Source organism: Amycolatopsis sp. NPDC051372, assembly GCF_040682095.1.
Lineage (GTDB): Bacteria > Actinomycetota > Actinomycetes > Mycobacteriales > Pseudonocardiaceae > Amycolatopsis.
The window spans coordinates 22,841-47,227 of the sequence record NZ_JBFBAF010000039.1; the positions used below are offsets into that span (position 1 = coordinate 22,841).

Annotated in this window: 26 protein-coding genes; 16 read left to right on the forward strand and 10 right to left on the reverse strand. The window is 71.1% G+C overall.

Annotated elements, in window-relative coordinates; genetic code table 11:
* Window positions 1-46: 46 nt before the first annotated feature.
* Complete coding sequence (locus AB0M56_RS41840) at window positions 47-667, forward strand: TetR/AcrR family transcriptional regulator (protein ID WP_364186625.1); 621 nt, start codon at window positions 47-49, stop codon at window positions 665-667.
* 31 nt (window positions 668-698) lie between these two features.
* Here the strand turns inward: AB0M56_RS41840 and dapC are convergent, their stop codons facing one another.
* From dapC to AB0M56_RS41855, 3 genes are all read right to left on the reverse strand, one after another.
* Window positions 699-1,790 carry a succinyldiaminopimelate transaminase gene (gene dapC, locus AB0M56_RS41845; protein WP_364186627.1) on the reverse strand — a complete coding sequence of 364 codons (1,092 nt, stop codon included), beginning with the start codon at window positions 1,788-1,790 and terminating at the stop codon, window positions 699-701.
* Window positions 1,787-2,107: a ferredoxin gene (gene fdxA / locus AB0M56_RS41850; protein WP_220246384.1), complete on the reverse strand. Its 321-nt coding sequence runs from the start codon at window positions 2,105-2,107 to the stop codon at window positions 1,787-1,789. The genes dapC and fdxA overlap by 4 nt, the downstream gene beginning before the upstream one ends.
* Window positions 2,108-2,226: 119 nt before the next feature.
* On the reverse strand, window positions 2,227-2,403 hold the full coding sequence (locus AB0M56_RS41855; RefSeq protein ID WP_364186630.1) for a hypothetical protein: 177 nt from the start codon (window positions 2,401-2,403) through the stop codon (window positions 2,227-2,229).
* Window positions 2,404-2,462: 59 nt separating this feature from the next.
* Between AB0M56_RS41855 and AB0M56_RS41860 the strand changes: the two genes are divergently transcribed.
* From AB0M56_RS41860 to AB0M56_RS41890, 7 genes are all read left to right on the forward strand, one after another.
* Window positions 2,463-3,212, forward strand: coding sequence for a GNAT family N-acetyltransferase (locus AB0M56_RS41860; RefSeq protein WP_364186633.1), 750 nt, complete (start codon window positions 2,463-2,465; stop codon window positions 3,210-3,212).
* Window positions 3,209-4,207 carry a 2-phospho-L-lactate transferase gene (gene cofD / locus AB0M56_RS41865; protein ID WP_364186636.1) on the forward strand — a complete coding sequence of 333 codons (999 nt, stop codon included), beginning with the start codon at window positions 3,209-3,211 and terminating at the stop codon, window positions 4,205-4,207. The genes AB0M56_RS41860 and cofD overlap by 4 nt, the downstream gene beginning before the upstream one ends.
* Window positions 4,200-5,561 (forward strand): coenzyme F420-0:L-glutamate ligase, encoded by a 1,362-nt coding sequence (locus tag AB0M56_RS41870; RefSeq protein WP_364186639.1) that lies wholly within the window; start codon window positions 4,200-4,202, stop codon window positions 5,559-5,561. Before cofD ends, AB0M56_RS41870 begins: the two co-directional genes overlap by 8 nt.
* Window positions 5,558-6,094, forward strand: a complete 537-nt coding sequence (locus tag AB0M56_RS41875; RefSeq protein ID WP_364186642.1) for an NUDIX hydrolase — start codon at window positions 5,558-5,560, stop codon at window positions 6,092-6,094. The genes AB0M56_RS41870 and AB0M56_RS41875 overlap by 4 nt, the downstream gene beginning before the upstream one ends.
* Window positions 6,095-6,104: 10 nt before the next feature.
* Window positions 6,105-6,251: a hypothetical protein gene (locus AB0M56_RS41880; RefSeq protein WP_364186645.1), complete on the forward strand. Its 147-nt coding sequence runs from the start codon at window positions 6,105-6,107 to the stop codon at window positions 6,249-6,251.
* A gap of 13 nt (window positions 6,252-6,264) precedes the next feature.
* The gene (locus tag AB0M56_RS41885; RefSeq protein ID WP_364186648.1) at window positions 6,265-6,618 is read left to right on the forward strand and encodes a GntR family transcriptional regulator; all 354 of its coding nucleotides are present in this window, start codon (window positions 6,265-6,267) and stop codon (window positions 6,616-6,618) included.
* 311 nt (window positions 6,619-6,929) lie between these two features.
* Window positions 6,930-7,322 carry a hypothetical protein gene (locus AB0M56_RS41890; RefSeq protein ID WP_364186651.1) on the forward strand — a complete coding sequence of 131 codons (393 nt, stop codon included), beginning with the start codon at window positions 6,930-6,932 and terminating at the stop codon, window positions 7,320-7,322.
* A gap of 1 nt (window position 7,323) precedes the next feature.
* Here the strand turns inward: AB0M56_RS41890 and AB0M56_RS41895 are convergent, their stop codons facing one another.
* A complete protein-coding gene (locus AB0M56_RS41895; protein WP_364186797.1) occupies window positions 7,324-8,217 on the reverse strand; it encodes a DNA-3-methyladenine glycosylase 2 family protein in 894 nt (297 codons plus the stop codon).
* Window positions 8,217-9,296 carry an NDP-sugar synthase gene (locus tag AB0M56_RS41900; RefSeq protein WP_220246374.1) on the reverse strand — a complete coding sequence of 360 codons (1,080 nt, stop codon included), beginning with the start codon at window positions 9,294-9,296 and terminating at the stop codon, window positions 8,217-8,219. The genes AB0M56_RS41895 and AB0M56_RS41900 overlap by 1 nt, the downstream gene beginning before the upstream one ends.
* A 140-nt stretch (window positions 9,297-9,436) precedes the next feature.
* On the opposite strand from AB0M56_RS41900, the gene AB0M56_RS41905 reads away from it, so the two are divergent.
* The gene (locus AB0M56_RS41905) at window positions 9,437-9,844 is read left to right on the forward strand and encodes a hypothetical protein (RefSeq protein ID WP_364186654.1); all 408 of its coding nucleotides are present in this window, start codon (window positions 9,437-9,439) and stop codon (window positions 9,842-9,844) included.
* Here the strand turns inward: AB0M56_RS41905 and AB0M56_RS41910 are convergent, their stop codons facing one another.
* Window positions 9,845-10,702: a glycosyltransferase family 2 protein gene (locus AB0M56_RS41910; protein ID WP_364186656.1), complete on the reverse strand. Its 858-nt coding sequence runs from the start codon at window positions 10,700-10,702 to the stop codon at window positions 9,845-9,847.
* Window positions 10,703-10,790: 88 nt separating this feature from the next.
* Here AB0M56_RS41910 and AB0M56_RS41915 point away from each other — a divergent pair, with 88 nt between their 5' ends.
* Window positions 10,791-11,324: a hypothetical protein gene (locus AB0M56_RS41915; protein WP_364186659.1), complete on the forward strand. Its 534-nt coding sequence runs from the start codon at window positions 10,791-10,793 to the stop codon at window positions 11,322-11,324.
* A 114-nt stretch (window positions 11,325-11,438) separates the two neighbouring features.
* Here AB0M56_RS41915 and AB0M56_RS41920 read toward each other — a convergent pair whose 3' ends face one another.
* Together AB0M56_RS41920 and AB0M56_RS41925 are read right to left on the reverse strand one after the other, a co-directional pair.
* A complete protein-coding gene (locus AB0M56_RS41920; RefSeq protein ID WP_364186800.1) occupies window positions 11,439-12,569 on the reverse strand; it encodes a glycosyltransferase family 1 protein in 1,131 nt (376 codons plus the stop codon).
* A gap of 357 nt (window positions 12,570-12,926) precedes the next feature.
* A complete protein-coding gene (locus AB0M56_RS41925; protein ID WP_364186662.1) occupies window positions 12,927-14,003 on the reverse strand; it encodes a glycosyltransferase family 1 protein in 1,077 nt (358 codons plus the stop codon).
* 18 nt (window positions 14,004-14,021) lie between these two features.
* Between AB0M56_RS41925 and AB0M56_RS41930 the strand changes: the two genes are divergently transcribed.
* From AB0M56_RS41930 to AB0M56_RS41940, 3 genes are read left to right on the forward strand one after another with little or no spacing between them, the layout of a single operon-like run.
* Entirely contained in the window at window positions 14,022-14,951 is a 930-nt protein-coding gene (locus tag AB0M56_RS41930; RefSeq protein ID WP_364186664.1) for a glycosyltransferase family 2 protein, read from the forward strand.
* Between the two features lie 36 nt (window positions 14,952-14,987).
* Window positions 14,988-17,501: a glycosyltransferase gene (locus tag AB0M56_RS41935; RefSeq protein ID WP_364186667.1), complete on the forward strand. Its 2,514-nt coding sequence runs from the start codon at window positions 14,988-14,990 to the stop codon at window positions 17,499-17,501.
* Window positions 17,494-18,579, forward strand: coding sequence for a glycosyltransferase family 1 protein (locus tag AB0M56_RS41940; protein WP_364186670.1), 1,086 nt, complete (start codon window positions 17,494-17,496; stop codon window positions 18,577-18,579). Before AB0M56_RS41935 ends, AB0M56_RS41940 begins: the two co-directional genes overlap by 8 nt.
* Before the next feature lie 49 nt (window positions 18,580-18,628).
* Here the strand turns inward: AB0M56_RS41940 and rfbD are convergent, their stop codons facing one another.
* Both rfbD and rfbB read right to left on the reverse strand, forming a co-directional pair.
* Entirely contained in the window at window positions 18,629-19,513 is an 885-nt protein-coding gene (gene rfbD, locus AB0M56_RS41945) for a dTDP-4-dehydrorhamnose reductase (RefSeq protein ID WP_364186673.1), read from the reverse strand.
* A 33-nt stretch (window positions 19,514-19,546) separates the two neighbouring features.
* Window positions 19,547-20,539 carry a dTDP-glucose 4,6-dehydratase gene (gene rfbB, locus AB0M56_RS41950; protein ID WP_364186675.1) on the reverse strand — a complete coding sequence of 331 codons (993 nt, stop codon included), beginning with the start codon at window positions 20,537-20,539 and terminating at the stop codon, window positions 19,547-19,549.
* A gap of 139 nt (window positions 20,540-20,678) precedes the next feature.
* On the opposite strand from rfbB, the gene AB0M56_RS41955 reads away from it, so the two are divergent.
* The 3 genes from AB0M56_RS41955 to AB0M56_RS41965 all read left to right on the forward strand — a co-directional run bounded on the left by AB0M56_RS41955 (window position 20,679) and on the right by AB0M56_RS41965 (window position 24,346).
* Complete coding sequence (locus tag AB0M56_RS41955) at window positions 20,679-22,214, forward strand: LCP family protein (RefSeq protein ID WP_364186678.1); 1,536 nt, start codon at window positions 20,679-20,681, stop codon at window positions 22,212-22,214.
* 253 nt (window positions 22,215-22,467) lie between these two features.
* Window positions 22,468-23,622, forward strand: coding sequence for an LCP family protein (locus AB0M56_RS41960; protein WP_364186803.1), 1,155 nt, complete (start codon window positions 22,468-22,470; stop codon window positions 23,620-23,622).
* A gap of 22 nt (window positions 23,623-23,644) precedes the next feature.
* Entirely contained in the window at window positions 23,645-24,346 is a 702-nt protein-coding gene (locus tag AB0M56_RS41965; protein ID WP_364186681.1) for a TIGR03089 family protein, read from the forward strand.
* Window positions 24,347-24,387 lie beyond the last annotated feature (41 nt).

Consider the following 24,387-nt stretch of genomic DNA (forward strand, 5'->3'; position numbering starts at 1 on the left):
ATTCAAGATGCGCGCTGCTAGCGTTCCTGTCAAGGGAGGTGCCGAGATGACGGCGACGAGCCGCAAGGAGAAGGCCGCCGAGACGGAGACCGCGCTCAAGGAGGCCGCCAAGCGCGTGTTCGCGCGCAAGGGCTACCTGAACACGAAGATCACCGACATCACGGCGGAAGCCGGCCGCGCGGCGGGCTCGTTCTACAACCACTTCGCCGGCAAAGAGGAACTGCTCGAAGCGCTCCTGGGCGACCTGGCCGCGGCGGGCGACGAGGAGGCGGCGTCGGCGGGCCACCTGTCGGACTTCAGCGACCCCGAGGCCGTCCGCTGGCACGTGCGCCAGTACTGGGATTTCTACAAGGCCAACGCGGCCACGATGCAGGCGCTGCGTCAAGCGTCGATGGTCCACGACGGGTTCGCGCGCACGCTCTCGAGCTTCGGCGTCACGCAGGCGGCCGACATCACGGGCCACCTCGAGCGCGTCACGGCCGCCGGTTACGAGCTGCCCGCGTCGACGCAGCTGAGCATCGTGATGATGTACCAGCTGATCGACAACTTCGCGCAGATGTGGCTGAGCGCCCCACCACCCACGGGCTGGGCGGCGCCGAGCGACGACGAGGCCGTCGAGGCGCTCACGAGGTTCGTCTACCGGGGCTTCACGGGACGCGATTTCTGAGCGGGCGCACCGAAGCGCGCCCGCTCGGCAATCAGGAGTTCAACCGCTCCGCGGCAGCGTCGATGCGCTCGTCGGTGGCGGTCAGGGCCACGCGCACGTGGTTGCCGCCGGCCGGGCCGTAGAACGTGCCCGGCGCCACGAGGATGCCGCGCTCGGCCAGCCACGCGACGGTGTCCAGCGCCGGTTCCCCGCGAGTGGACCAGAGATAGAGCCCGGCTTCGGAGTGGGAAATCTCGAAACCGTTGTCCTGCAACGCTTTCCGCAACACGAGCCGGCGGCGAAGGTAGCGCTCGCGCTGCGCGGCCACGGCCTCGTCGTCGGTCAGGCCGGCCACCATGGCCTCCTGCACCGGACGCGGCACGATCATCCCGGCGTGCTTGCGGATCTCCAGCAGCTGCTTGACCAGCCGGGGATCGCCGGCGACGAAGCCCGCGCGGTAGCTCGCGAGGTTCGCCGACTTCGACAATGAGTGCACGGCCAGCAGCCCGTCGAGCCGTCCACCGTGGACGGACGGGTGCAGCACCGACACGGGCTCGGCGTCCCAGCCGAGCGAGAGGTAGCACTCGTCCGACGCCACGATCACGTCGCGCTCACGCGCCCACTCCACGACCTTGCGCAGGTGCTCGACCCCGAGCACCTTGCCGGTCGGATTCGACGGCGAGTTGAGCCAGATCATGGCCGGACGCTGCGGACCGAGCTGCGTGAGCCCATCCGCGCGGATGACGTCGGCACCGGCGAGCAGCGCACCCACCTCGTAGGTCGGGTACGCCAGCTCGGGGATCACGACGGTGTCGCCCTGGCCGAGACCGAGCAGCCGAGGCAGCCAGGCCACGGCTTCCTTCGACCCGATCGTCGGCAGCACTGCGTCGGGCTCGAGACCCTCGACGCCGTAGCGGCGGCCGAGCGACTCGACCGCGGTGGTCCGCAGCGCGGGCGTGCCGTGGGTGGCCGGGTAGCCCGGGATCTCCGAGACCGACGCCAGCGCGTCGCGGATCCCGGCCGGAACCGGGTCCACGGGCGTGCCGACGGAGAGGTCGACGATGCCACCGGGATGCGCCTGCGCGCGGGCCTTGACCTCGGCGAGCGAATCCCAGGGGAAGTCGGGCAGGGGGCGGGTCGTCATTCGCCCTGCGGGGGCAGCGCCTTGATGAAGGCGGGGTCGTGGCTGGTCTTGCCGACCTTGGAGGCACCGCCGGGCGAGCCCAGCGTGTCGAAGAAGTCGACGTTGGCCTTGGTGTAGTCGGACCAGTTGTCGGGGACGTCGTCCTCGTAGTAGATCGCCTCGACCGGGCAGACCGGTTCGCAGGCGCCGCAGTCGACGCACTCGTCGGGGTGGATGTACAGCATCCGCTCGCCCTCGTAGATGCAGTCCACGGGGCACTCGTCGATACACGCCTTGTCGAGCACGTCGACGCAGGGCTCGGCGATCACGTAGGTCACTGCGTACTCCTGCTTTTCTCTGCTTAGCCAGTCCCTGCGGACATTACGCGCTTCCCGAGGCACCGGTAGTGCTTAGGCAACCCTTAGCCATACCCCTGGTATGGGGCCGAATGTCCCGCTCAGCGGTCCCGGCGGCGGGGCTTCGGGGCGTTGCGTGAGTCGCCGGTGATGGTGAAGCCCGGGCCGGTGGGCTTGGTGTCGCCCTCGCGCTTCTCCTTGAGGGTGCGTTCGAACCCGTCGGCGATCTCGTCGACCAGGTCGTCGTTGTGCCGGTCGTCCCTGCGCGCGTAGCTCATCGGTTCTCCCTGCGGAAATGGGGCCGCGGCCGCGTTGCCGCCTCCGCCACAATCTAACCGTGAACGACTCGGAAATGCTCGAAATCGTGTGTGCGAGGGCCTGGCCCCCGGTGGTCGACGAACCCCTCGGCGAGTGGCGCCTGCGCTGGGCCGACGGCTTCACCGGGCGCGCCAACAGCGCACTCGCCGTGGGCGATCCCGGCCGGAGCGTGGCTGTCGCGTTGAAAGCCGTCTGTGACTTCGCCCACGATCGGGGGATCCCCCCGGTCGTCCAGGTGATCCAGGACAGCGACCTCGAGCGCGAGGTGGCCGCCGCCGGATGGCACGAGTGGACCGACCACGCCGCGGGTTACCAGGTGTCCGTGCTCGTCGGACCGCTGCCGGCCGGGCCCGCGAAGGACGCCGAAGTCCTCGACGAGCCGACCCCGGCGTGGTGGGAACTGGCGGCCGACAACCCGTCGCCGGGCGCGGCCGAACGGCACGTGCTCAGCACCGGGAAGGTGGGTTACGGCGTGGTTGACGTGGACGCCGTCACCGCCGGCGCTGTGCGCGGTGCCATCGTGGACGGGTGGCTGCACGTGTCGCGCCTGGCCGTGCGGCCGGAGTTCCGCCGGCGCGGGCTCGCGTCGGCGATGATGTCCGCGCTGGCCGAGTGGGGCCGCGCGCACGGTGCGGAGAGGTGGGTGTTGCAGGTGGCCGTAGCTAACGAAGGCGCGTTGACGTTGTATTCCGCGCTCGGCTGTACGGAGCACCACAGGTACCGCTACTGGGGCCCGGGACCCGGCGCGTGCGAGGATCCGCAGTCGTGAAGATCGTCGTACTGGTCGGTGGAGTCGGAGGCGCGCGCTTCCTGCTCGGCGTGAAGACCGCGCTCGGGATGCCCGCGATCGGCGAGCCGGCGAGCCCGTCCCCGCACGAGGTCACGGCGCTGGTGAACACCGGCGACGACGTGTGGATGCACGGCCTGCGCATCTGCCCCGACCTCGACACCTGCATGTACACCCTCGGCGGTGGCATCGACACCGAACGCGGGTGGGGCCACGCGGGCGAGACGTGGGTCGTCAAGGAGGAGCTCGCCGCGTACGGCGCGGAGCCGACGTGGTTCGGGCTGGGCGACAAGGACATCGCGACGCACCTGATCCGCTCGCGGATGCTGCGTGCGGGCTACCCGCTCTCGGCCGTCACCGAGGCGCTGTGCGACCGCTGGCGCCCGGGCGTGCGCCTGCTGCCGATGTCGGACGACCGCGTGGAGACCCACGTCGTGATCGACGACCCGGACCAGCCGGAGCAGCAGAAGGCGATCCACTTCCAGGAGTGGTGGGTGCGCTACCGCGCCGACCGGCCGGCGCACTCGATCGTCTCGGTCGGTGCCGACGAGGCCAAGCCCGGGCCGGGGGTGCTCGAGGCACTGGGCGAGGCCGACCTGGTGCTGTTCGCGCCGTCGAACCCGGTGGTGAGCGTCGGCACGACGCTAGGGGTGCCGGGCGTGCGCGAAGCGCTGCGCAAGTCTCGCGCGAAGGTCGTGGGGATCTCGCCGATCATCGGTGGCAAGGCGCTGCGCGGCATGGCCGACGCGTGCCTCACGGCGATCGGCGTGGAGACCTCCGCCGAGGCCGTGGGCCGGCACTACGGCGCCCGCTCCGACGGCGGGGTGCTGGACGGCTGGCTCGTCGCCGAGGAGGACCACGACGTGACCGTGCCGGGTGTGGCCGTGCGCGCGGTGCCGCTGCTGATGTCCGATGTGGACGCGACCGCCGCGATGGTGCGGGCGGCCTTCGACGTTGCGGGAGTGTCCGGTGTCTGAGTACAGCAAGCCCGAGTTCAACGACCACGCCTCGGCCAAGGTCGAGATCCTGCCCGTGACCGGGCTGCCCGAGTTCCGTCCGGGAGACGACCTCACCGGCGCCCTCGTCGCGGCCGCGCCGTGGCTGCGGTCCGGCGACGTCGTGGTGGTGACGAGCAAGGTGTTCTCGAAGGTCGAGGGCCGGCTCGTGCGCGTGCCGAGCGACCCCGAGGCCCGCGACGCGGCGCGGCGCGAGCTGATCGACCAGGAGACGGTGCGGGTCGTCGCGCGAGTGGCGCGCACGGTGATCACGGAGAACCCGCTGGGGATCGTTCAGGCGGCTTCGGGGATCGACGCGTCGAACGTGCAGGGCGACGAAGTCGCGCTGCTGCCCACGGACCCGGACGCCTCGGCGCACGCGCTTCGGGGCGGGCTGCGGGAACGGCTGGGTGTCGAGGTCGCCGTGGTCATCACGGACACGATGGGCCGCGCGTGGCGCATCGGGCAGACCGACGCGGCGATCGGCGCTTCGGGCCTGCGCGTGCTGCACGCGTACGCGGGGCAGGTCGATTCGCAGGGCAACGAGCTGGCTGTCACGGAGATCGCGGTGGCCGACGAGCTCGCGGCCGCCGCGGACCTGGTGAAGGGCAAGCTGGGCGGCCTGCCGGTGGCGGTCGTGCGCGGCCTGCAGCTCACCGACGACGGCTCCACGGCGCGGAACCTGATCCGGCCCGTCGACGAGGATCTGTTCCGCTTGGGTACCAACGAAGCTCTGGCGCAAGGGCGGCGCGAAGCCGTGCCGCACCGGCGTTCCGTGCGCGCGTTCTCCGACGCGCCGGTGGATCCGTCGGTGGTTCGGCGGGCGGTCGCGGCGGCGTTGACCGCGCCCGCGCCGCACCACACGCACCCCGTGCGGTTCGTGTGGCTGCGCGACGCCGGGTTGCGCGCGAAGCTGCTGGACGCCATGCGCGAATCGTGGCGCGCTGACCTTTCGAATGACGACTTCACGCCGTCGCAGATCGAGAAACGCTTGTCGCGCGGGGACATTCTGTATCGCGCGCCCGAGGTCGTGATCCCGTTCCTCGTACCCGAAGGCGCTCACACCTACCGCGACCAGCGGCGCAACGACTGCGAGCACACGATGTTCACGGTCGCCGCCGGTGCCGCGGTGCAGGGCCTGCTGGTCGCGTTGGCCGCGGAGGACCTCGGCTCGTGCTGGATCGGGTCGACGATCTTCGCGGCCGACCTCGTGCGGTCGACGCTGGGCCTGGATTCGCGCTGGGAGCCGCTGGGCGCAGTCGCGATCGGGCACCCACTGGAGACGCCGCCCGTGCGTTCACTGGGCGAGCCGGGCGAAGGTCTGGTGGAGCTGTGAACTTGCACTCGGACGCTGTGGAGACGCTCGCGGCTTGGGCCCCTTCGCTCGGCTCGCAGGAATCTCTGCGCCAGGCGTTTCTGGGTTTCCTGGCGACGCGGGACGACACCGTGCAGCGGTCGTGCGAGGCCGGGCACCTCACGGCGTCGGCCGTGGTCCTGGACTCGACGGGTACGCAGGTGCTGCTGACGCTGCACCCGCGCGTGGGCCGCTGGCTGCAGCTGGGCGGGCATTGCGAGCCGTCGGACCCGTCGGTCGGCGCCGCTGCGCTGCGCGAGGCGACGGAGGAGTCGGGCATGACGGGCCTGGAGATCGGCGCGGCACCCGTGCACCTCGACGTCCACCCGATCACGTGCTCCCTCGGCGTGCCGACGCGACACTTCGACGTGCGCTACGCGGTCCGCGCGCCGGCGGGGGCGTTGCCCGTCCGCAGCGACGAGTCCGACGACCTGCGCTGGTGGCCGGTCGACGCCCTGCCCGCGGGGTCGGAGGATCTGGCCGAACTCGTGAACGCGGCCGTTTCGTCCCGTTAGCATGGCGGGCATGCCCCTGGTGTCTGCCAACCCGCACATCCACACCGGCGACGGCGGTTTCGTGAGCGGCTGGGTGGTGGCCGTGGGGTTCGGAGTGGCGATCGTGCTGGTGGTGGTGGGTGTGATCGTCAGCCTGCGCAGGAAGCGCCGGCGTTAGGGGGTTTTTGACCGTGACCGTGAGCTACGACAGCGCGTCTTCGGTGCCGCCGTTCGAGCAGGTGCGCTCGTCGATCGCCGCGCAGATCAACGACGGCTCCCTCGCCGTCGGCGCCAAGCTCCCCACCGTGCGCGCGCTGGCCTCGGACCTGGGCGTCGCCCCGAACACGGTGGCGCGCGCCTATCGGGAACTCGAGGAAGCCGGCCTGATCGAAACGCGCGGCCGGGCCGGGAGTTTCGTGGGGGCTTCAGGGGATGAGTCGCGTTCGCGGGCTCTCGCGGCGGCTGCGGATTACGCAGCGGTGACGCGGCGGCTGGGGCTGTCGACGAACGAGGCGCTGGCCATCGTGACGGCCGCACTGCGCTGACCGTTTCGGTTTCGTCCGGCCCCTGACGGCCGGTCCCCCTACGATGGCGATGGCCTGTGGCCGGGGAGAGGGGACTTTTCGTGAATGCCATTCAGCCTCGGCATCTCATCATCTCGTTGCTGCCGGCGGGCATCGCAGGCGACTCGTGAACATCAACAATCTCGTCACGCCCATCCTCCTGGTGCCTCTGCTCGTGATCCTTCTTGTCCTGAGCTCACGGTGTGGAGCCGAAGCAACCGCCGTACCCGCCGCAGCAGTCAGGTCAACAACCGCCGTCCGGATTCGGGAACTGAAAAGGAGATTCAGCCGCCGTGTTGCGTTTTGCACTCCCAGCGCTGCTGATCATCGTGCTGGTGGTCATCCTCGTGCTGAAGTTCACCGTGGGGCGGAAGCCGAAGCAGCAGCCTGGCCCGCAGTACCCGCCGCAGCAGCAGTTTCCGCCGCAGCAGTTTCCGCAGCAGCAGCCGATGCAGCCGGGGCAGTACCCGCAGCAGCCGGGATATCCCGGGCAACAACCAGGGCAGCAACAGCCAGGGCAATATCCGCAGCAGGGATATCCCACGCAGCAGCAAGGTCAGCCGAACCAGCAAGTCGCGCAGAACTGGCAGCCTTACCCTTCACCGCAGCAGCCAGGTCAGCCCGGCCAGCCAGGTCAGCAACAGCCGAACCAACAGCCGGGCCAGGGTCAGCAGCCGCCACGGTAGGTCACATCGCGCGGTAGTCGCGGAGTTGGATGCGGGGTCCGAAGCGAGGCGCACGGGCCCCGCCGACTTCCAGGTACCGGATCGCGCGCTGGCGTTGCGGGGCGTAGGGCGCGAGGAGTTCGGCCATGGCCTCGTCGTCGATGCGGCGGCCGAGGAGCGTGTGGCCGACCATCGAGGGGATGTTGTAGTCGCCGAAGCTGACCGCGTCCGGGTCGCCCCAGGCGCGCTGGGCGATTTCGGCGGCGGTCCACACGCCGATGCCCGAGACCTTGCGCAGCAGGGCCCGGCCCGCGGAACCCCGTAGCGCCACCGCTTCCTCCAGCCGTGGAGCCACGCGCGCGGCGTTGATCAGCGCCGTCCGGCGTTTGAGGTCCACGCCGATGCGGTGCCAGTTCCAGTCCACAATGGACCGGATCGCGACCGGTGACGGTGGCACGCGCAGCGAAGCGGGCCCCGGGCCGGGCGCGAGCGTGCCGAACCAGCGGCACAGCTCGGCCCACGACCGGATCGCCTCCTTGCCCGAGACCTTCTGCTCCAGCACCGCCAGCACGAGCGAGTCCCACACGCGCCGCGTCGAGCCGAGGCGCAGGCCGGGGGCGTCGTGGCGCGCGCGGGCGACCACGGGGTGGTGCGCGACGAAGCCGGTGTCGTCGTCCTCGGCGCCCAGCAACGCCGGCACACCGTCGAGCAGGAACTCCGCGCCGGGGCCCCACGCGTCGGCCTCGACGACGCCGTCGGGCCGGCGCAGCAGAGCCAGCGTGCCCTCGCCGGACGGCGTGTTGGCGGCCAGCCACCAGACGCCGCGGTCACCGCGGAAGTTCAGCGAACCGCGCCCGCGGCTGAGTGGGCCCAGCACCGCGGCCAGGTCCAGGGGGAAGGGCGGTCGCCACTCGATCATGCGTCGCTCGAGAACCGGATACCGCCGTCGGGCAGGGTGACGCCGGGCCAGACGCGGGCGCCGTCGAGGAGTTCGCAGCCCGCGCCGACGGACGCGCCGTCGCCCAGGACCACGCCACGCAGCACGGCGCCCGCCCCGACGAACGCCCCGCGGCCCAGCACCGAACGCTCCACAGTGGCCCCGGCCTCGACCACAGCCTCGTCGAACACGACCGAACCGTCGACGGTCGCACCGTCGCCGATCACGGCCTTCTCGCCGACCGTCGTCCCACCCGTCAGCTGAGCCGACGAAGCCACCGAAGCACCGTCGAGCACCAGCGACTCGCCGGTCGGGCCGGCCAACGCGGACGTCGGCGCGATGCCGCGCACGAGGTCCGCACTGCCGCGCACGAACGCCTCGGGCGTGCCGACGTCGAGCCAGTACGAGGAGTCGACAAAGCCGTGCAGGTGCGCGCCGGCTTCGAGGAGTCCGGGGAACGTCTCGCGCTCCACCGACACGCGCCGGCCCGCCGGGATGGTCTCGACCACTGAGCGGCGGAAGACGTAGCAACCGGCGTTGATCTGATCGGTCGGCGGGTTGGGTGTCTTCTCGAGGAACGCCTGCACGCGGCCGTGCTCGTCCGTGGGGACGGAGCCGAAGCGGCTCGGGTCGGGCACGCGCTGGAGGTGGAGGGTGACGTCGGCGCCGGTGTCCACATGGGTCTGAAGCTGGTGGCGCAGGTCGGCGCCGGAGAGGATGTCGCCGTTGAAAATGATCGCGTGGTCCGCGCGCAACCTGTCGTACACGTTGCGGATCGCGCCGCCGGTGTCGAGCGGCTCGTCCTCGACCACGTACTCGAGCTCGAGGCCGAGGGCCGCCCCGTCGCCGAAGTACTCCTCGAAGACTTCGGCGCGGTAGGACGTGCCGAGCACGACGTGGCGGATCCCGGCCGCACGAATTCGCGAGAACAGGTGACTCAAGTAGGGGGTGCCGGCCGTCGGCAACATCGGCTTCGGCGCGGACAGGGTGAGCGGCCGCAGGCGGGTGCCCTTGCCCCCGACCAGCACGACGGCGTCGACCTCGAGCTCGGACGTCACAGAAAACTCCTCTTGTATCACGCACCGCTGAGCGACAAGCCGCGGGAAACGCTGACGGTTGCGCCCCCGAGGGCCTACCCTAGACAGGAAACAGGTGGGCCTTTCCCCAGAGGCCCCGGGTCAGTCGGGAGGCCGAGGGGATGGACCCCCGCGATCGCGCGGACGCTTTGCTCGCACGCGCACGTTCCCGCGGCGCCTTCGTGGTGACGCCGGACAACATGACATCGCCGATGGACGCCTCCAACACGCAGCAGATCCCGAGATCCGTGGTCTCGGAGCTCGACCAGCAGGATCCCGACACGACGACGCAGCTGCCGGCGTCGTTGATCGCGGAGAACGACGAGCACCCGCTGGCGAAGCCGAACACGACCACGCCGCTGGAGGTGCCGGCCGCGCAGGTGACCACGCCGCTGGTGGCGCGCCCGCAGGCCGCGCCCGTGCCGAGTCCCCTGCGGGAGCCCGCCGAGGAAGAGCTGACCGGGCTGGTGCCGACGATCAAGCAGAGCAGCGGCCGGTCGAACCTCTCACGGCGTCTCGACGGGCTGTGATCACGCGCCCTCGAGCTTGACGCGAACGGCCAGCCCGAGCTTCACCGCCGCTAGCAAGGGCTTCCACAGCACGCCCTGGTGCCGGTCGGCGAGGTAGCGGTAGGCGCTGGCGTGGTGCGCGCGCAGCATCTTCTTCGACACGCGCGCCGTCGACACGCCGCCGATGTGCATCACGCTCGACGAGGGGGCGTAGACGTTCAGCCAGCCGGCCTTCGCCAGGCGGTCGCCGAGGTCGACGTCTTCGAAGTACATGAAGTAGCGCGTGTCGAAGCCGCCGACCGAGTCGAACGCCTCGCGCCGGAACAGCTGGCACGAACCGCTCAGCCACTCGGACGTGCGCTCCTGCGGTGTGGCGTTCTCCTGGCGGTACTGGCGCGTCCACGGGTTGCCCGGCCAGACCTTCGCGAAGACGGCGTGCCCGATCCCCCGCCCGAACGACGGCAGAAGACGGGCGGACGGGTAGACGGTCCCGTCGAGGTCGTGGATCAACGGCCCGAACGCACCCCCACGCGGCCACCGCTTCGCGACCTCGAGGAGCGCGTCCAGCGACCCCGGCTCCCACTCCAGGTCGGGGTTGACCACGACGACCCACCCGTAGCTGTCGTCGAGCGCCGCCACGCCGCGGTTGGCGGCAGTGCCGTAGCCGACGTTCTCGCCGATGCTGACCAGCTGGACGTTCCCGCGCTCCGCCGCCTTCTCGGGCCCACCGTCCGTGGACGCGTTGTCCGCGACCACCACGCGGACGTCCCGGTCGGTCGCCTTTTCCAGCGTGTCGAGGAACTTCTCGAGCATGTCGCCGGGAAAGTAGGTCACGGTCACGACGGCCAGATTGTCGCCGTAGCTGCGCTGCTCAGTCACGGCACCCATTGTCCCCCGCTCACACACGGCTACGGCCATGCATCGACCCCGTCACCGAGGGTGATTTCCGTCGGGCGAGAATGTGCGGATGTCCGCGCACGCTTTCGTCGATGAATCGGCCCGCAACCGGCAGTTCCTGCTGTGCGTCACGCTTGTCGAGCCCGCCCATCTGCGTCCGACACGGCGCGCGTTGACGGAGCTGCTCCTCCGTGGCGCGCGGGAGCTGCATTTCAAGAAGGAGAAGGAGCCTCGTCGAAGACAACTCATCGATCAGATGGCCAAGATGTCGGTCTCTGTTCGCATGTACACGGGATCGTGCTCACCCAAGACCGAAGAGGCAGTGCGGCAGCAATGCCTGCGTCAGATGGCCGAGGACCTGCTGGCGGTCGGCGCACACCGGCTGGTGCTGGACACGCGCAACGAGCGAGATGCGCACGACCACCGGACACTTTGGCAAACGCTGGGCTCACGACCGTCGAAAACCGAGCTGACGTACGAGCACCTCGACTCGACGCTGGAACCGATCCTGTGGATCTCCGACGCGGTCGCCTGGTGCTTCGGCGCCGGCGGCGGCTGGGCGCAACGCGTCGCAGGGCTCATAGATGCGCACATCAAGCTCTGAACAGGCGAAAAGCCTGTGAGACGACCGTCCGGACGCATCACAGGCTCTCATACTCAGTCCTACGAGGACCTCGCGCGATCATGGTAGCAGAACATGGCAGAACATGGCAGCCGGTCAGTGCATTCGGCGATGCCGGTCCCAAGCCTTCGCGTACGCCTCCCGATGACGCTCCGCCGTCGTCGCCCAGGAGAAGTCCTTGGCGCGCTGCTGGGCGGCCGCCGACAGGAAGGCGCGGCGGGACGGGTCGGCGAGGAGCTCGGTGATCGCGGCGGCCACGTCGCCCGCGCCGACGCCGCAGTAGGCGACGGCGTCGCCGCCGACTTCCGGTAGCGACAAGCGGCGGGTGGTGAGGACGGCGGCGCCGCAGGCCATGGCTTCGAGCACGGGCAGGCCGAAGCCCTCGCCCAGGGACGGGTAGGCGACCAGTTCGGCGCCGCCCAGGAAGCCCGCGAGAGTCCCGAAGGGCAGGTACCCGGCGCGGATCACGCGCAGGCGGTGAGGCACGGCGTCGAGGGCGCGTTCGACTTGCGTGTCCCAGCCCGGCTGGCCGGCGAGCACCAGAGCGGGGGCGTCGCGCTCGCCCGACATCGCGCGGGCGTAGCCCCGGATCAAGGCCGGCACGTTTTTGCGCGGCTCGAGCGCCCCGAGGAACGCGATGTACGGCGTCCGCCTGATGCCGACGGCCGCGCGAGCCGCGGCGATCTCCTCGGGGGACGGCGGGTGAAAACGTTCCGTGTCCACGCCGTGGTGGATGATTTCCAGTTCCGCGTGCCGAACGGGAGTCACGCGGCCCAGCTCCAGCGCCGTCGCCTGGCTCGGGACGACGCACAGCGTCGCACGGCGCAGCGCGGCCACGGTCCACGCGCGGAAGAACCGCGCCTTCACCGACGAGTGCAGCACGGGGTCGGTGAAGAACGTCGCGTCGTGCAGCGTCACGACCGAAGCCGCGCCGCTCGCGAGGGGCATCGTGTAGTGCGGCGAGTGGACGACGTCGGCCGCCAGCCGTCGCACGAGCCGCGGCAATGTCGTCTGTTCCCAGGTCAGACGGGCCGTGCGGGTGGACGTCGCGGGCGACGCGGGCACCACGCGCGCGCCGGGGGCGAGCCGGTCGTACAGCGACAGGTCACGGGGCTGGCACACGACCGTCAGCCGCGCACCGTCCTGGTCCAACGCCGCGACGAGCGAGTCCACGTACCGGCCGACGCCACCCCGATCCGCGGGCACCGCGGTCGCGTCGATCAACACACGGGGATCACCGGTCACGTGAGCAGAGTACGGCGATCACCCAGCGCGCAGGTGAGGAACCGACGAACTGCGTCATCTGCCTCGGCTCCGCCGAGGCGGCGAGATCGCCGCAAGCCGGCTTCCCTCCCGTTTTCGCTCGGCCCGGGGCCGAGCGAAAACGCTCAGTCCAGAAGCCGGCGCGATCTCGCAGGCAGCTCAGGTTCGTCGCCCGAGCCCAGGCGGTCCGGTCACGAGATCGCGCTCAGGCCGGCGCCCACACGCAGACGGGCTATCGGCAAACCTGCCCTCGCGTCGGGCGGCAGCTCACGAGCGGTACTCACGCAGAGCGACGGCCCATTGCCAGCGCCGGCACGCAAATCAGGTTCGCTTCCGATGCGCCGCCCACACGGCTTCCGCCGCGGCGCGCCACGTGAACTCGCGCGCGCGGTCGCGGCCCAGCCGCGCCAGTTCCGCCGCCCGCGAAGGCGACCCGAGCACCTCACGCAGCCCGGCAGCCAACGCCACCGCATCACCCCGCGGCACGACCACCCCCGCACCACCGGCGACCTCCACCAGCGCCGGCACGTCCGTGTGCACCACAGGCACTCCGGAGGCCATCGCCTCCAAAACCGGCAGCCCGAAGCCCTCCGCCAAACTGGGCACGGCCAGGACGCTCGCGCCACGCAGGGCCGTGGCCAGTTCCGCGTCCGTGACCTTGCCCAGGACGTGCACGTCCGTCAGGCCGCGCGAAGCCGCGACCTGCACCGGGTCGATGCCGCCCCAGCCGGGCTGCCCGGCGAACACCAGGGCGACATCGCCCACCGCGGCGACGGCGTCCACCAGCACGTCGATGCCCTTGCGCGGCTCGATCGTGCCGATGGCCAGGACGTACTTCGACGGCAGATCGAGCGCCACCGAACCCTGAGGCACTGTCACGCCGTGGGGCACGACGCGCACCGGCACGGTCACGTCCACCAGCACGGCCAGCTCGTCGGCCACCGCTCGCGTGGGCACGATCAAGGTCGACGCCCGGCGCGCCGCCCGCGCGATCATCGACCGGTGCCAGCTCACGCCGCGGGCGGTCAGGGTCTCGGGGTGCGTCCACGGCACGGTGTCGTGGACCGTCACGGTGAGCGTCCGGCCCGCGGGCGGGCGGGGCGGCGCGAAGGGCGTCGGCGCGTGGACCGCGTCGCCGCCCGGCCACCAGGGCACGCCGAGCTGCCACAGGCCGACCAGGGCGCGCGGCGGCACCGGGAGCACGCGCGGCCCCTCGACGCCTTCGAACTCAATGGAGGAAACCGCCGCGTCGTCTCTGTGGCGCGCGACCACGCTCGACACCGTCCAGCCCGGCGGCGCGGTGCGCGCCAGCGCGGGCAGCAGTTCGGCGGTGTATCGGCCCGTACCACCCGGGACGGGGGCGAGCAGCTGCTCGGCGAGCACTACCAGTTCGGGCACGCCGCTATTCTCACCCAGGTGACCAGCGCGGAAACCGGCAGCACCGTCGTCGTGGTCACCTGGCGTGGCGCGGCTCACGTCGAAGCCTGCCTTGACGCCCTCGCCGCCCAGACGCGTCCACATCGGACGCTCGTGATCGACAACGCCTCCGACGACGGCACGGCCGCCCTCCTGACGGCCCACCCGTCGAACCCGCAGGTCGTCCGGCTCAGGCGCAACACGGGCTACGCGGGCGCGATGGCCGTGGCCCTCGAGCGCACGACAACGCCGACCATCGCCTGGCTCAACGACGACGCCGCGCCCGAACCCACCTGGCTCGCCGAGCTCGAAGACACCCTCGACGAACAGCCGCTCGCCGCCGCCGTCACGAGCCATCTGGAGCTCGCCGACGGCACCACGCAGTCGACCGGCGTCCGCCTCACCGCCGACGGCCACGGCGCCGACCTCACCGAATCCGTCGACGAGGTGTTCGGCTTCTGCGGCGGCGCCGCGCTCCTGCGGGCCGACGCCGTGCGCGCCGTCGGCGGCGTCCCAGCGAGCTTCTTCTGCTACTACGAAGACACCGACACCGCGTGGCGCCTGCGCCTGGCCGGGTGGCACGTTGTCACGGCCCCGAAGGCCCGCGTCCGCCACCTCCACGGCGCGAGCACGAAACCCGGCTCGCCCCTGTTCCACCGCTGGAACGAACGCAACCGTCTCCTCATGCTCCTGCGCTGCGCCCCGGCCGTGATCGCCGTGCGCGAAATCGTCCGCTTCGCCCTGATCACCGCCCTGCTCCCCCTCCGCCGCAACAAGTCCGACGCCGCCAACTTCCACGTCGGCCTTCGCGCTCGTGTGCTGGCCGAAGTCGCGATCAGGCTCCCTGCCACCCTGCGCGCCCGCAGACGCACAGGCGCGATCACCACCCTCGGCCGAGGGGCGATCTGGGACGCCTGGGCGGGCCTTTAAGCTGGGCGGGCCCGACATCACGGACAGGAGCTCGTTTTGCCGCTGGGGGAACCGCAACCGCTCGTCTCGGTGATCGTGGTGAACTACCGCGGCGCCGAAGACACGATCACCTGCCTTCGCGCGCTGTCGGCCGAGCTGGACTACAAGCACGTCGAGCTGATCTGCGTCGAGAACGCCTCCGGGGGCGACGACGCCGAGCGCATCCGCGCCGCCGTGCCGGACGTGACGCTGATCGAGTCGCCCGTGAACAGCGGCTTCGCCGGGGGCTGCAACCTCGGCGCGAAGCACGCGGGAGGCACCGTCCTCGCCTTCCTCAACAATGACGCGCGCCCAGCGCCCGCGTGGGTCTCCGCGGCCGTCGCGGAGCTGCGGGCGCAGCCGACCGTCGCGGCGGTGGCCAGCAAGGTCGTCGACTGGGACGGCACCGGCACCGACTTCGTCGACGCGGGCCTGACCTGGTTCGGCATGGGCTACAAGCGTCACGCGGGCAGCCCGCTGGCCGACGTGCCCGAGGCGGAGCACGACGTCGCCAAGGACGTCCTGTTCGGCACCGGCTCGGCGATGTTCGTGCGCGCTTCGGTGTTCGCCGAGCTCGGCGGCTTCGACGAACGATTCTTCATGTTCTACGAGGACGTCGACCTGGGCTGGCGGCTGAACCTGCGCGGCTGGCGCGTGCGCTACGTGCCGGAATCCCTGGCGTATCACCGCCACCACGGCACGATGTCGGCCGTCGACGCGCCCGAGACCGGCCGCGAGACCTTCCTGCTGGAACGCAACGCGCTCGCCGCGCTCTACAAGAACCTGTCCGACGAGTCGCTGGCCAAGGCCCTGCCCGCGGCACTCGCACTGGCGGTCCGGCGCGCCACCGCCCGCGGCGGGCTGGATCCCGAGCAGCTCAACCTCGAAAAGGGCGTCGGCCCGGTCGAGACGGGCGATCTCGCGGTGCCCCGGACGACGGTCGCGGGTGTGCTGGCCATCGACCGGTTCGTGGAGATGATGCCGTCGCTCGCCGAGTCCCGCGCCGAGGAGCAGGCCGCTCGCGTCCGCACCGACGCCGACCTGCTTCCCTTGCTGCGCAAGGCTTTGGAGCCCGCGTATCCCCTGCCCGACTACCTGCGCGCCCACGACATCCTCGTGGCAGCCTTCGGCATCGAGGCCGTGTTCGGCCGGCGCCGCAAGATCCTCGTGCTCACGGGCGACTCGATCACCGAGCGCATGGCCGGCCCGGCGATCCGCGCGTGGAACATCGCCGCCACGCTCGCCGCCGAGCACGAAGTGCACCTGATGACCACCAACCCGCTGCTGTCGCCGCCTCCCGCGGCCTTCAAGATCAGCTCGGGTAAGTTCCGCGACCTGGACGCGCCCGTCGAGTGGGCCGACGTGATCATCCTGCAGGGCCACGTCCTGGAGCTCGCGCCGACGCTGAAGAAGCAGCACGCGAACAAGATCGTGGTCGCCGACGTCTACGACCCCATGCACCTCGAGCTCCTGGAGCAGGGCAAGGGCGTGGCCGACGACCAGCGCGCGCTCGACCTCGCGGGCGTCACGAAGGTCCTCGACGCACAGCTGGAGCGCGCCGACTTCTTCCTCTGCGCGTCAGAGCGGCAGCGCCACTTCTGGCTGGGCCACCTCGCCGCGCTGGGCCGGCTGTCGCCGCGGCTCTACGACGCCGACCCGACCACGCAGTCACTGCTGGCCGTGGTGCCCTTCGGCCTTTCGCCGCAGGAACCCGTGCGCACCGGCCCCGGCCTGCGCGCGTCGCTGGGCCTCGGCGAGTCCGACCGCGTGGTGCTGTGGGCCGGCGGCGTGTACAGCTGGTTCGACCCGCTCACGCTCATCCGCGCGATGGATCTGCTCCGCCAGAACCGGGACGACGCACGGCTCGTGTTCCTGGGCATGAAGCACCCGAACCCCGAGGTCGCCGAAATGGACATCGGCGCCCGCACCATCCGCCTGGCCGACTCTTTGGGCCTCACCGACAAGCACGTGTTCTTCAACGAGCAGTGGGTCCCGTACGGCGAGCGCCAGAACTGGCTGCTCGACGCCAACTGCGGCGTGACCACGCACTACGAGCACGTCGAGACCACGTTCGCCTTCCGCACGCGCGTGCTCGACTACCTGTGGGCGGGCCTGCCGATCGTCACCACCGACGGCGACGCGTTCGCCGACCTCGTCCGCACCGAGCGGCTCGGGGTCGTCGTGCCGGCCGAGGACGCGGAGGCGCTGGCGGCCGCGCTGGAGAAATCGCTGTACGACGAGGAGTTCGCGGCCGGCTGCGTCGAGCGGATCGCCGAGGTCGCGCGCCGCTACGCGTGGCCGGAAGCGCTGAAGCCCCTGGTGGAGTTCTGCCGCAACCCGCGGCCCGCCGCCGACCGGCTGCCGGGCACCGCGGACCTCACGACCACCGCCCCGGTCCGCGGCACGGCGCTGGTCCGCCGCGACGTCGACCTCGTCCGCGAGTACCTCGCGCAGGGCGGCCCGAGCGAGCTGGCCCGCCGCGTCGGCGGCCGCGTCGTGAAGGTCGCCCGGCAACGGTTGCGCCGTGGCTGACCGACCGCTGCGCGTGCTGCTCGACGGCACCCCGCTGCTCGGCTCCCGCACGGGCATCGGCCGCTACACGGCGGCGTTGAGCGAGGAACTGGCGTCGATGTCCGAAGTGGACCCTCGCGCGGTGGCGTTCACGTTGCGCGGCTGGCGAAAGCTGCGCGGCGTCCTGCCCCACGGCGCGCGGGCCCGTGGCATGCCGGTGCCCGCGCGGCTGTTGCGCCGCGCGTGGCTGCGTTCCGAGCTCCCGCCGGTCGAGTTGTTCGCCGGCCCCACCGACGTCGTCCACGGCACCAACTTCGTCCTCCCCGGCCGCCTGCGCGCCGCCGGCGTGCTGACCATCCACGACCTGGCTTTCCTCGACGAACCCGGTGAGCTCGCGCCGTCCGACCGGACGCTGCCGGAGCTGGTGCGCCGCGGCGCCCGCCGCGCCGACGTGATCTGCACACCCACCTCGGCCGTCGCCGACTCGGTGGCCGAGCGCCTGGACGTCTCGCGCGACAAGATCGTCGTCACCCCGCTCGGCGTGAACCCGGCGTGGTTCACCGCGCGCCCGCCGGACGACGGCCAGCGCGCGAAGCTTCGCCTGCCCGAGAAGTACCTGCTGTTCGCCGGTGCCGCCGGGCCGCGCAAGGGCCTCGACTGGCTGGCCCGCACACACGCGTCGGCGCCTGATCTGCCGCCGCTGGTCTTCGCCGGGCCGGGTCCGTTCCCGCGGCTGCCGCGGTCCGGGCAGACGGGCTATCTGTCCGATGTGGACCTCAGGACCGTCGTCGCCGGGGCGGCCGCGTTGGTGCTGCCCTCACGTGACGAGGGCTTCGGGCTGCCGGTGCTGGAGGCCATGGCGTCCGACGTTCCCGTGGTCTGCACGGACATTCCGGCGCTGCGGGAAGTGGCCGGTCCGTGTGCGACGCTCGTGCCCTACGACGACGTCGACGGGTTGGCGACGGCGTTGCGGCAAGCCGTGCTCGATCCGCACGCGACGGCCACGTCCACGGCCCGCCGCACGCACGCCGCCGGCTTCACCTGGCGCAATTGCGCGACGCTGACCGTCGAGGCCTACCGCCGGGCCGCCGACCGCTGATCCGCTCGTGAGGGCGCCCGCCGACGGAACCGGCGCGCGCCCTCGCGAGTCAGCTCCGGAAGTACTCCGCCAGCGCCTCGCGCCACGGCCGCAACGGCGTCAGCCCCGCCTCGCGCCAGGATGCATTGGACAGCACCGAATACGCGGGCCGCGGCGCCGGCCGCGGAAACTCTTCGGTCGTGCACGGCCGCACCCGCTCGGGATCAGCGCCGATCTCCTCGAAGATCGCCTTTGCGAACCCGCACCACGTCACCTCGCCCTCGCCGGTGCAGTGCAGCACCCGCGACGACGGACCCTCGCCGGCCGCGATCCGCCCGGCCAGCTCCACCAGCCCACCGGCCAGGTCCGCGGACCACGTCGGCGACCCGACCTGGTCGTCCACCACGGTCAGCTGCTCCTTCTCGCCCTCCAGCCGCTGGATGGTCTTGACGAAATTGGCCCCGTTCTTGCCGTAGACCCAGCTCGTGCGCACCACCCAGGCCGACGCGCCGGATCCGAGCACCGCGTCCTCGCCGGCCGCCTTGGTCCGCCCGTACGCGCTCTTCGGGCCCAGCTCGTCCGTGACCTCGTACGGCCGCGAAGCGTCGCCCGGGAACACGTAGTCCGTCGACACGTGCACCAGCGGCACCCGCCGCGACGAGCACACCGCGGCGAGCACCCGCGGCCCGTCGGCGTTCACGCCGAACGCACGAACCTCGTCCTGCTCGGCCGCGTCGACCGCCGTGTAGGCCGCCGCGTTCACGACCACCGGGGCCGCACCCGAGGCGGCGGCGCGGGAAACCAGGGCGTCGAGCGCCCTGACGACCTCACCGGCCGAGCGGAGATCCAGCTCCGCCGAAGCCGGCGCGACCACCTCCACCTCGGAACCCGCGAGCGCTGCCAGGTCGCGGCCGAGCTGGCCGGAACCGCCGGGGACGAGCAGAGCGAGCCGCACCGTCTTACCTCCACACAGGAAACTTCGAGAACGTCAGGACGTGCCGAGCGCGGCGCGGCCCTTCAGCGGCTCCCACCACGCGCGGTTGTCGGCGTACCAGCGCACCGTACCCGCCAGACCGTCCTCGAAGGACACCCGCGGAGCGTAACCGAGCTCGGAGCTGATCTTGCTGATGTCGACGCTGTAGCGCCGGTCGTGGCCCTTGCGGTCTTCCACGGGCTCCACCCGCTCCCAGCCGACGCCCACCGCGTCGAGCAGCCGGCCGGTGAGCTCGCGGTTGGTGAGCTCCGTGCCACCGCCGATGTTGTAGATCTCGCCGGCCCGTCCGCCGTCGGCGACGAGCTGGATGCCGTGGCAGTGGTCGTCGACGTGGAGCCAGTCGCGCACGTTCAGGCCGTCGCCGTAGAGGGGCACTTTCAGCCCGTCGAGGAGGTTGGTGACGAAGAGCGGGATGACCTTTTCAGGGAACTGGTACGGGCCGTAGTTGTTCGAGCACCGCGTGACGCACACGGGCAGCCCGTGCGTGCGGAAGAAGGAGCGCGCGATCAGGTCCGACGACGCCTTCGAGGCCGAGTACGGCGAATTCGGCTCCAGCACGTGGTCTTCCGACCACGAACCGTCCGCGATGGACCCGTAGACCTCGTCGGTGGACACGTGCACGAACTTGCCGACGCCCGCCTCCAGCGCGGCCTGCAGCAGGGTCTGGGTACCCAGCACGTTGGTGAGCACGAAGTCGGCCGAGCCCAGGATCGAACGGTCCACATGCGACTCCGCCGCGAAGTGCACCACCAGGTCGACGCCGCGCATCAGGTCCGAGACCAGGGGGGCGTCGCAGATGTCGCCGCGGACGAACCGCAGGCGGGGGCTGCCGGCGACCGGGTCGAGGTTCGCCTCGTTGCCGGCGTAGGTGAGCTTGTCCAGCACCACGACCTCGGCGTCACGCAGCGTCGGGTAGGCACCCGAAACCACCTGCCGGACGTAGTGCGATCCGATGAACCCTGCACCGCCCGTGACCAGGACTCGCATCCTTCTCCACCCTTCGTGCCCGCTTCTCGTGCCCGACCGGGCAATCCGACCACCAGACTACGGATGACTCACACGAGACTCGGTAGAGTCTCCTGGAGGCACTCCGGTGCCCCCGAGGGCATGGGTGGGGGAGGAACGCGTGACCGAGTGGCCTGGGTCGCCGCTGCCGTCGCAGCGGGTACCGGCAACGCACGGCCGCGGCGTGCTCGTGGTGCTGCGCCGCGGTGGCAAGGTCGTGCTCTCGATGTTCTCGATCGTGGTCCTGGCGCTGACCTGGTACGGCTGGCAGTTCATCGGCGACCCGCAGACCGGGTTCACGACCACGCAGATCTTCGACCAGCCCGAGGCGCACGCCAAACCGCTCGACGGCGCCATCGACATCCTCCTCGTGGGCCAGGACAGCCGCACCGACGCGCAGGGCAACCCGCTGCCGCGCGAGGTGCTCGACATGCTCCACGCCGGCATCGCGGACGGTGAAAAGCAGACCGACACGATGATCCTGGTGCACATTCCCCAGAACGGGGAGCACGCGGTCGCCATCTCGTTCCCGCGCGACTCGTGGGTGGAGATCACCGGCGGCTTCGGCAAGCACAAGCTCAACAGCGCTTATGTGTACGCCTACAACGACACGTTCAAGACGCTGCAGAACAAGGGCGACGCCGACCTCAAGGACGTCGACGAGAAGTCCAAGGTGGCCGGTCGCAAGAACCTCGTGGCCACGCTGGAGAAGTTCATCGGCAAGCCGGGCATGATCGACCGCTACGCCGAGGTGAACCTCGCGAGCTTCTACGAGATCACGAAGGCCATCGACGGCGTGGACGTATGCCTGAAGGCGCCGGTGAAGGAGAAGAAGTCCGGCGTGGACCTGCCGGCGGGCCGCCAGAGCATCTCGGGTGTGCAGGCGCTCGCGTTCGTGCGCCAGCGCTACGGCCTGCCCAACGGCGACCTCGACCGCATCGGGCGCCAGCAGGCGTTCCTCTCGGGACTGGCCAACAAGGTCCTCTCCGGCGACGTGCTCACCAACCCGGCCAAGATCGCGCAGCTCGTGGCCGCGGTGAAGAAGTCCGTGGTGCTTTCCGAGGGCTGGGACCTCACCGAGTTCGCGGAGCAGATGCGCGGCCTGACCGGCGGCAACGTCGAGTTCCACACCATCCCCACGCAGGGCAACGCGGTGATCGGCGGCGCCGACGTGCTGCGCGTCGACCCGGCCCAGGTGCAGGCGGAAGTCGACCGGCTCACCTCCGACGGCACGCCCGACACCCCCACCTCGACGCCCGCCACGCTGCCCGGCGCCGGCGCCGTGACGGTCGAGCTGTTCGACGGCAGCGGTGCCGACGTCGCCACGCAGACCCACACCCTGTTGCAGGGCAAGGGTTTCAAGCTCGCGGGCGACACGAAGCTGTCCACCCGGGCGAGCACGGTGATCCGCTACAACCCGGCCGACGACGCCGCGCTCGCGCTGGTCCGCCAGGCCCTCGGCGGTGACCTCGAGGCCGAGCCGGACTCCGACGTCACCGCCGGGCACGTGCGCGTGCTGCTGGGCAAGGACCGCCGAGGAGCGGGTGCCGGGTCGGGGTCGACCCCGACCGTGACGAGCACCCCGACCAAACCCAGCGCGCCGGCCGCACCACCAGCTCCGCCGATTACGGCCGGCGGAGTGCCCTGCGTCAACTAGAGTCGGGCACTCAGCGTGGCGGCCGGGGGCGGCCTCTAGGCTGGGCTATGGGGAGGTACGTGGGGTGGACGAGAACGAGGACAAGCCGGACCGGGCCGAGGGCGCGGAGCCGACTGAGCCGTCGTCGGGCGAAGCCGTCGAGTCGGCTGAGGCTGCCGAGACGCCGGATTCGGACACGGACAGTGACGAATCGGTACAGCCTTCCGATTGGAAGCCGTCGCCCTACCCCCGGTTGGACCTGCCGCAGCCGACGGTGCGGACCCCGCGTGTCCGTCCGGGCCGCGCCGGCCGGATCACCCGCCGGATCGCGCTCGGGCTCGTATCGGTGCTGGCGCTGGGCGCCACCGGTTACGCATACGTGACGAAGGACCAACTGCAGAGCAACGTCCCCACCACCGACGTCCTCACCCCCCGCGCGGGTGAACCTCCGGCCCCGCCCGCCGACGACGGCGCCACCGACATCCTGCTCGTCGGCAGCGACGCACGCACTGACGCGCAGGGCAACCCGCTGCCGCTGAGCATGCTGAAGTCGCTGCGCACCGAGGAGAAGGCGGGGATCAACACCGACACGATCATCCTGCTGCGCTTCCCGAAGGACGGCAGCAAGCCGTCGGGTGTCTCGATCCCGCGGGACAGCTGGGTCGACATCCCTGGCCGCGGCCAGGCGAAGATCAACTCGGCGTACGGCGTGGCGAAGGCCAAGTTCGCCGACGCCGAGCGCGCCAAGGGCGAGCGCGACCAGGCGAAGATCGAGCGCGACTCCGACAGCGAGGGCCGGCGCGTACTGGTCCAGACCGTGCAGGACCTCACGAAGATCCGGGTGGACCACTACGCCGAGATCAACCTGCTGGGCTTCTACCTGCTCACCGAGGCGCTCGGGGGCGTGAAGGTGTGCCTGAACCACTCGACGTCGGACAAGGACTCGGGTGCGGACTTCCGCCGCGGCGTGCAGACGGTGTCGGGCGGCGAGGCGCTTTCGTTCGTACGCCAGCGCAAGAACCTGCCCCACGGCGACCTCGACCGGATCGTGCGGCAGCAGGCGTTCCTGTCCTCGGCGCTGCACCAGGTGCTGTCGGCGGGCACGCTGACCAGCCCGTCGACGATGAGCAGCCTCATGGACGCCGTGCACCGCTCGATCACGCTCGACGACGGCCTCGACGTGCTCGACTTCGCGCAGCAGGTGAAAGGCGTGGCGTCCGGCGATCTGAACTTCACGACCGTGCCGGTGATCACGGCCAACGGCCGCAGCGCCGACGGGCAGAGCATCGTCGAGATCGACCCGGCGGCGGTGCGCAAGTTCGTCGCCGGCCTGGTCGGACGTGCGCCCACCGGCGGCGGTGGGGCTGCGGCCGGCGCGCCCGCAGCGCAGCTGCAGTCGGGCATCCCCGGCGTGCCCTGCGTCGACTGAGGCCCCGGCTAGCCTGGGGTTCATGAGCCTTACGGAACAGCTGCTGCGCCCGCTGCTGGCGTCGCCCGCGAAACCGCTGATCACGCACTACGACGACCAGCTCGGCAGCCGCGTCGAGCTGTCGGTGGCGACCACGCTGAACTGGGCCGCGAAGACCGCCAACTGGCTCGTCGACGAGTTCGACGTCGAACCGGGCGACGACGTCGCCGTGCAGCTGCCCGCCCACTGGCAGACCGCCGGCATCCTGCTCGGCGCCTGGTGGTGCGGCGCCCGCGTGGTTCCCGAACCCAACGGCGCGCGTGTGGTGTTCATCGGGCCGGACGCTTCCGTCGACGCCCCGGCCGTCGCCGTGGTCTCCCTCGACCCGATGGGCCGGGGCCTGTCCGCTCCCCCGGCGGGCGGCGCCCTCGACTACCTCACCGAGGCGCGGATGTCGGGCGACCAGTTCACACCGATGTCCCCCATCCCCGGGGACACTCCCGCGCTCGGCTCGTCCACAGTGGACGAGGTGCTCGCGGAAGCCCGCGCGCGCGCCGAAAAGCTGGGTCTGAGCGCCACCGACCGCACCCTGTCGACGCTGGACTGGACCATCCCCGACGGCGTCCTGGACGGCTTCCTCGTGCCCCTGGCCGCGAGCGCCCACCTCGTCCAGGTCACCCACGCGGACCAAGCGAAGCTCGACCGCAAACGCGACGCCGAACGCACCACCACCGACCTCGGTTGACCGGCCGCGGCGGAAACCCGGTTGACGGCCAACGGTTTCCC

Excerpts from the sequence above, each read along its gene's own strand:
- rfbB (WP_364186675.1), bottom strand. The coding sequence starts at position 20,539 with ATGCGAGTCCTGGTCACGGGCGGTGCAGGGTTCATCGGATCGCACTAC.
- AB0M56_RS41855 (WP_364186630.1), bottom strand. The coding sequence starts at position 2,403 with ATGAGCTACGCGCGCAGGGACGACCGGCACAACGACGACCTGGTCGAC.
- AB0M56_RS41965 (WP_364186681.1), top strand. The coding sequence starts at position 23,645 with ATGAGCCTTACGGAACAGCTGCTGCGCCCGCTGCTGGCGTCGCCCGCG.
- AB0M56_RS41840 (WP_364186625.1), top strand. The coding sequence starts at position 47 with ATGACGGCGACGAGCCGCAAGGAGAAGGCCGCCGAGACGGAGACCGCG.
- dapC (WP_364186627.1), bottom strand. The coding sequence starts at position 1,790 with ATGACGACCCGCCCCCTGCCCGACTTCCCCTGGGATTCGCTCGCCGAG.
- AB0M56_RS41880 (WP_364186645.1), top strand. The coding sequence starts at position 6,105 with ATGCCCCTGGTGTCTGCCAACCCGCACATCCACACCGGCGACGGCGGT.
- AB0M56_RS41915 (WP_364186659.1), top strand. The coding sequence starts at position 10,791 with ATGTCCGCGCACGCTTTCGTCGATGAATCGGCCCGCAACCGGCAGTTC.
- AB0M56_RS41905 (WP_364186654.1), top strand. The coding sequence starts at position 9,437 with ATGGACCCCCGCGATCGCGCGGACGCTTTGCTCGCACGCGCACGTTCC.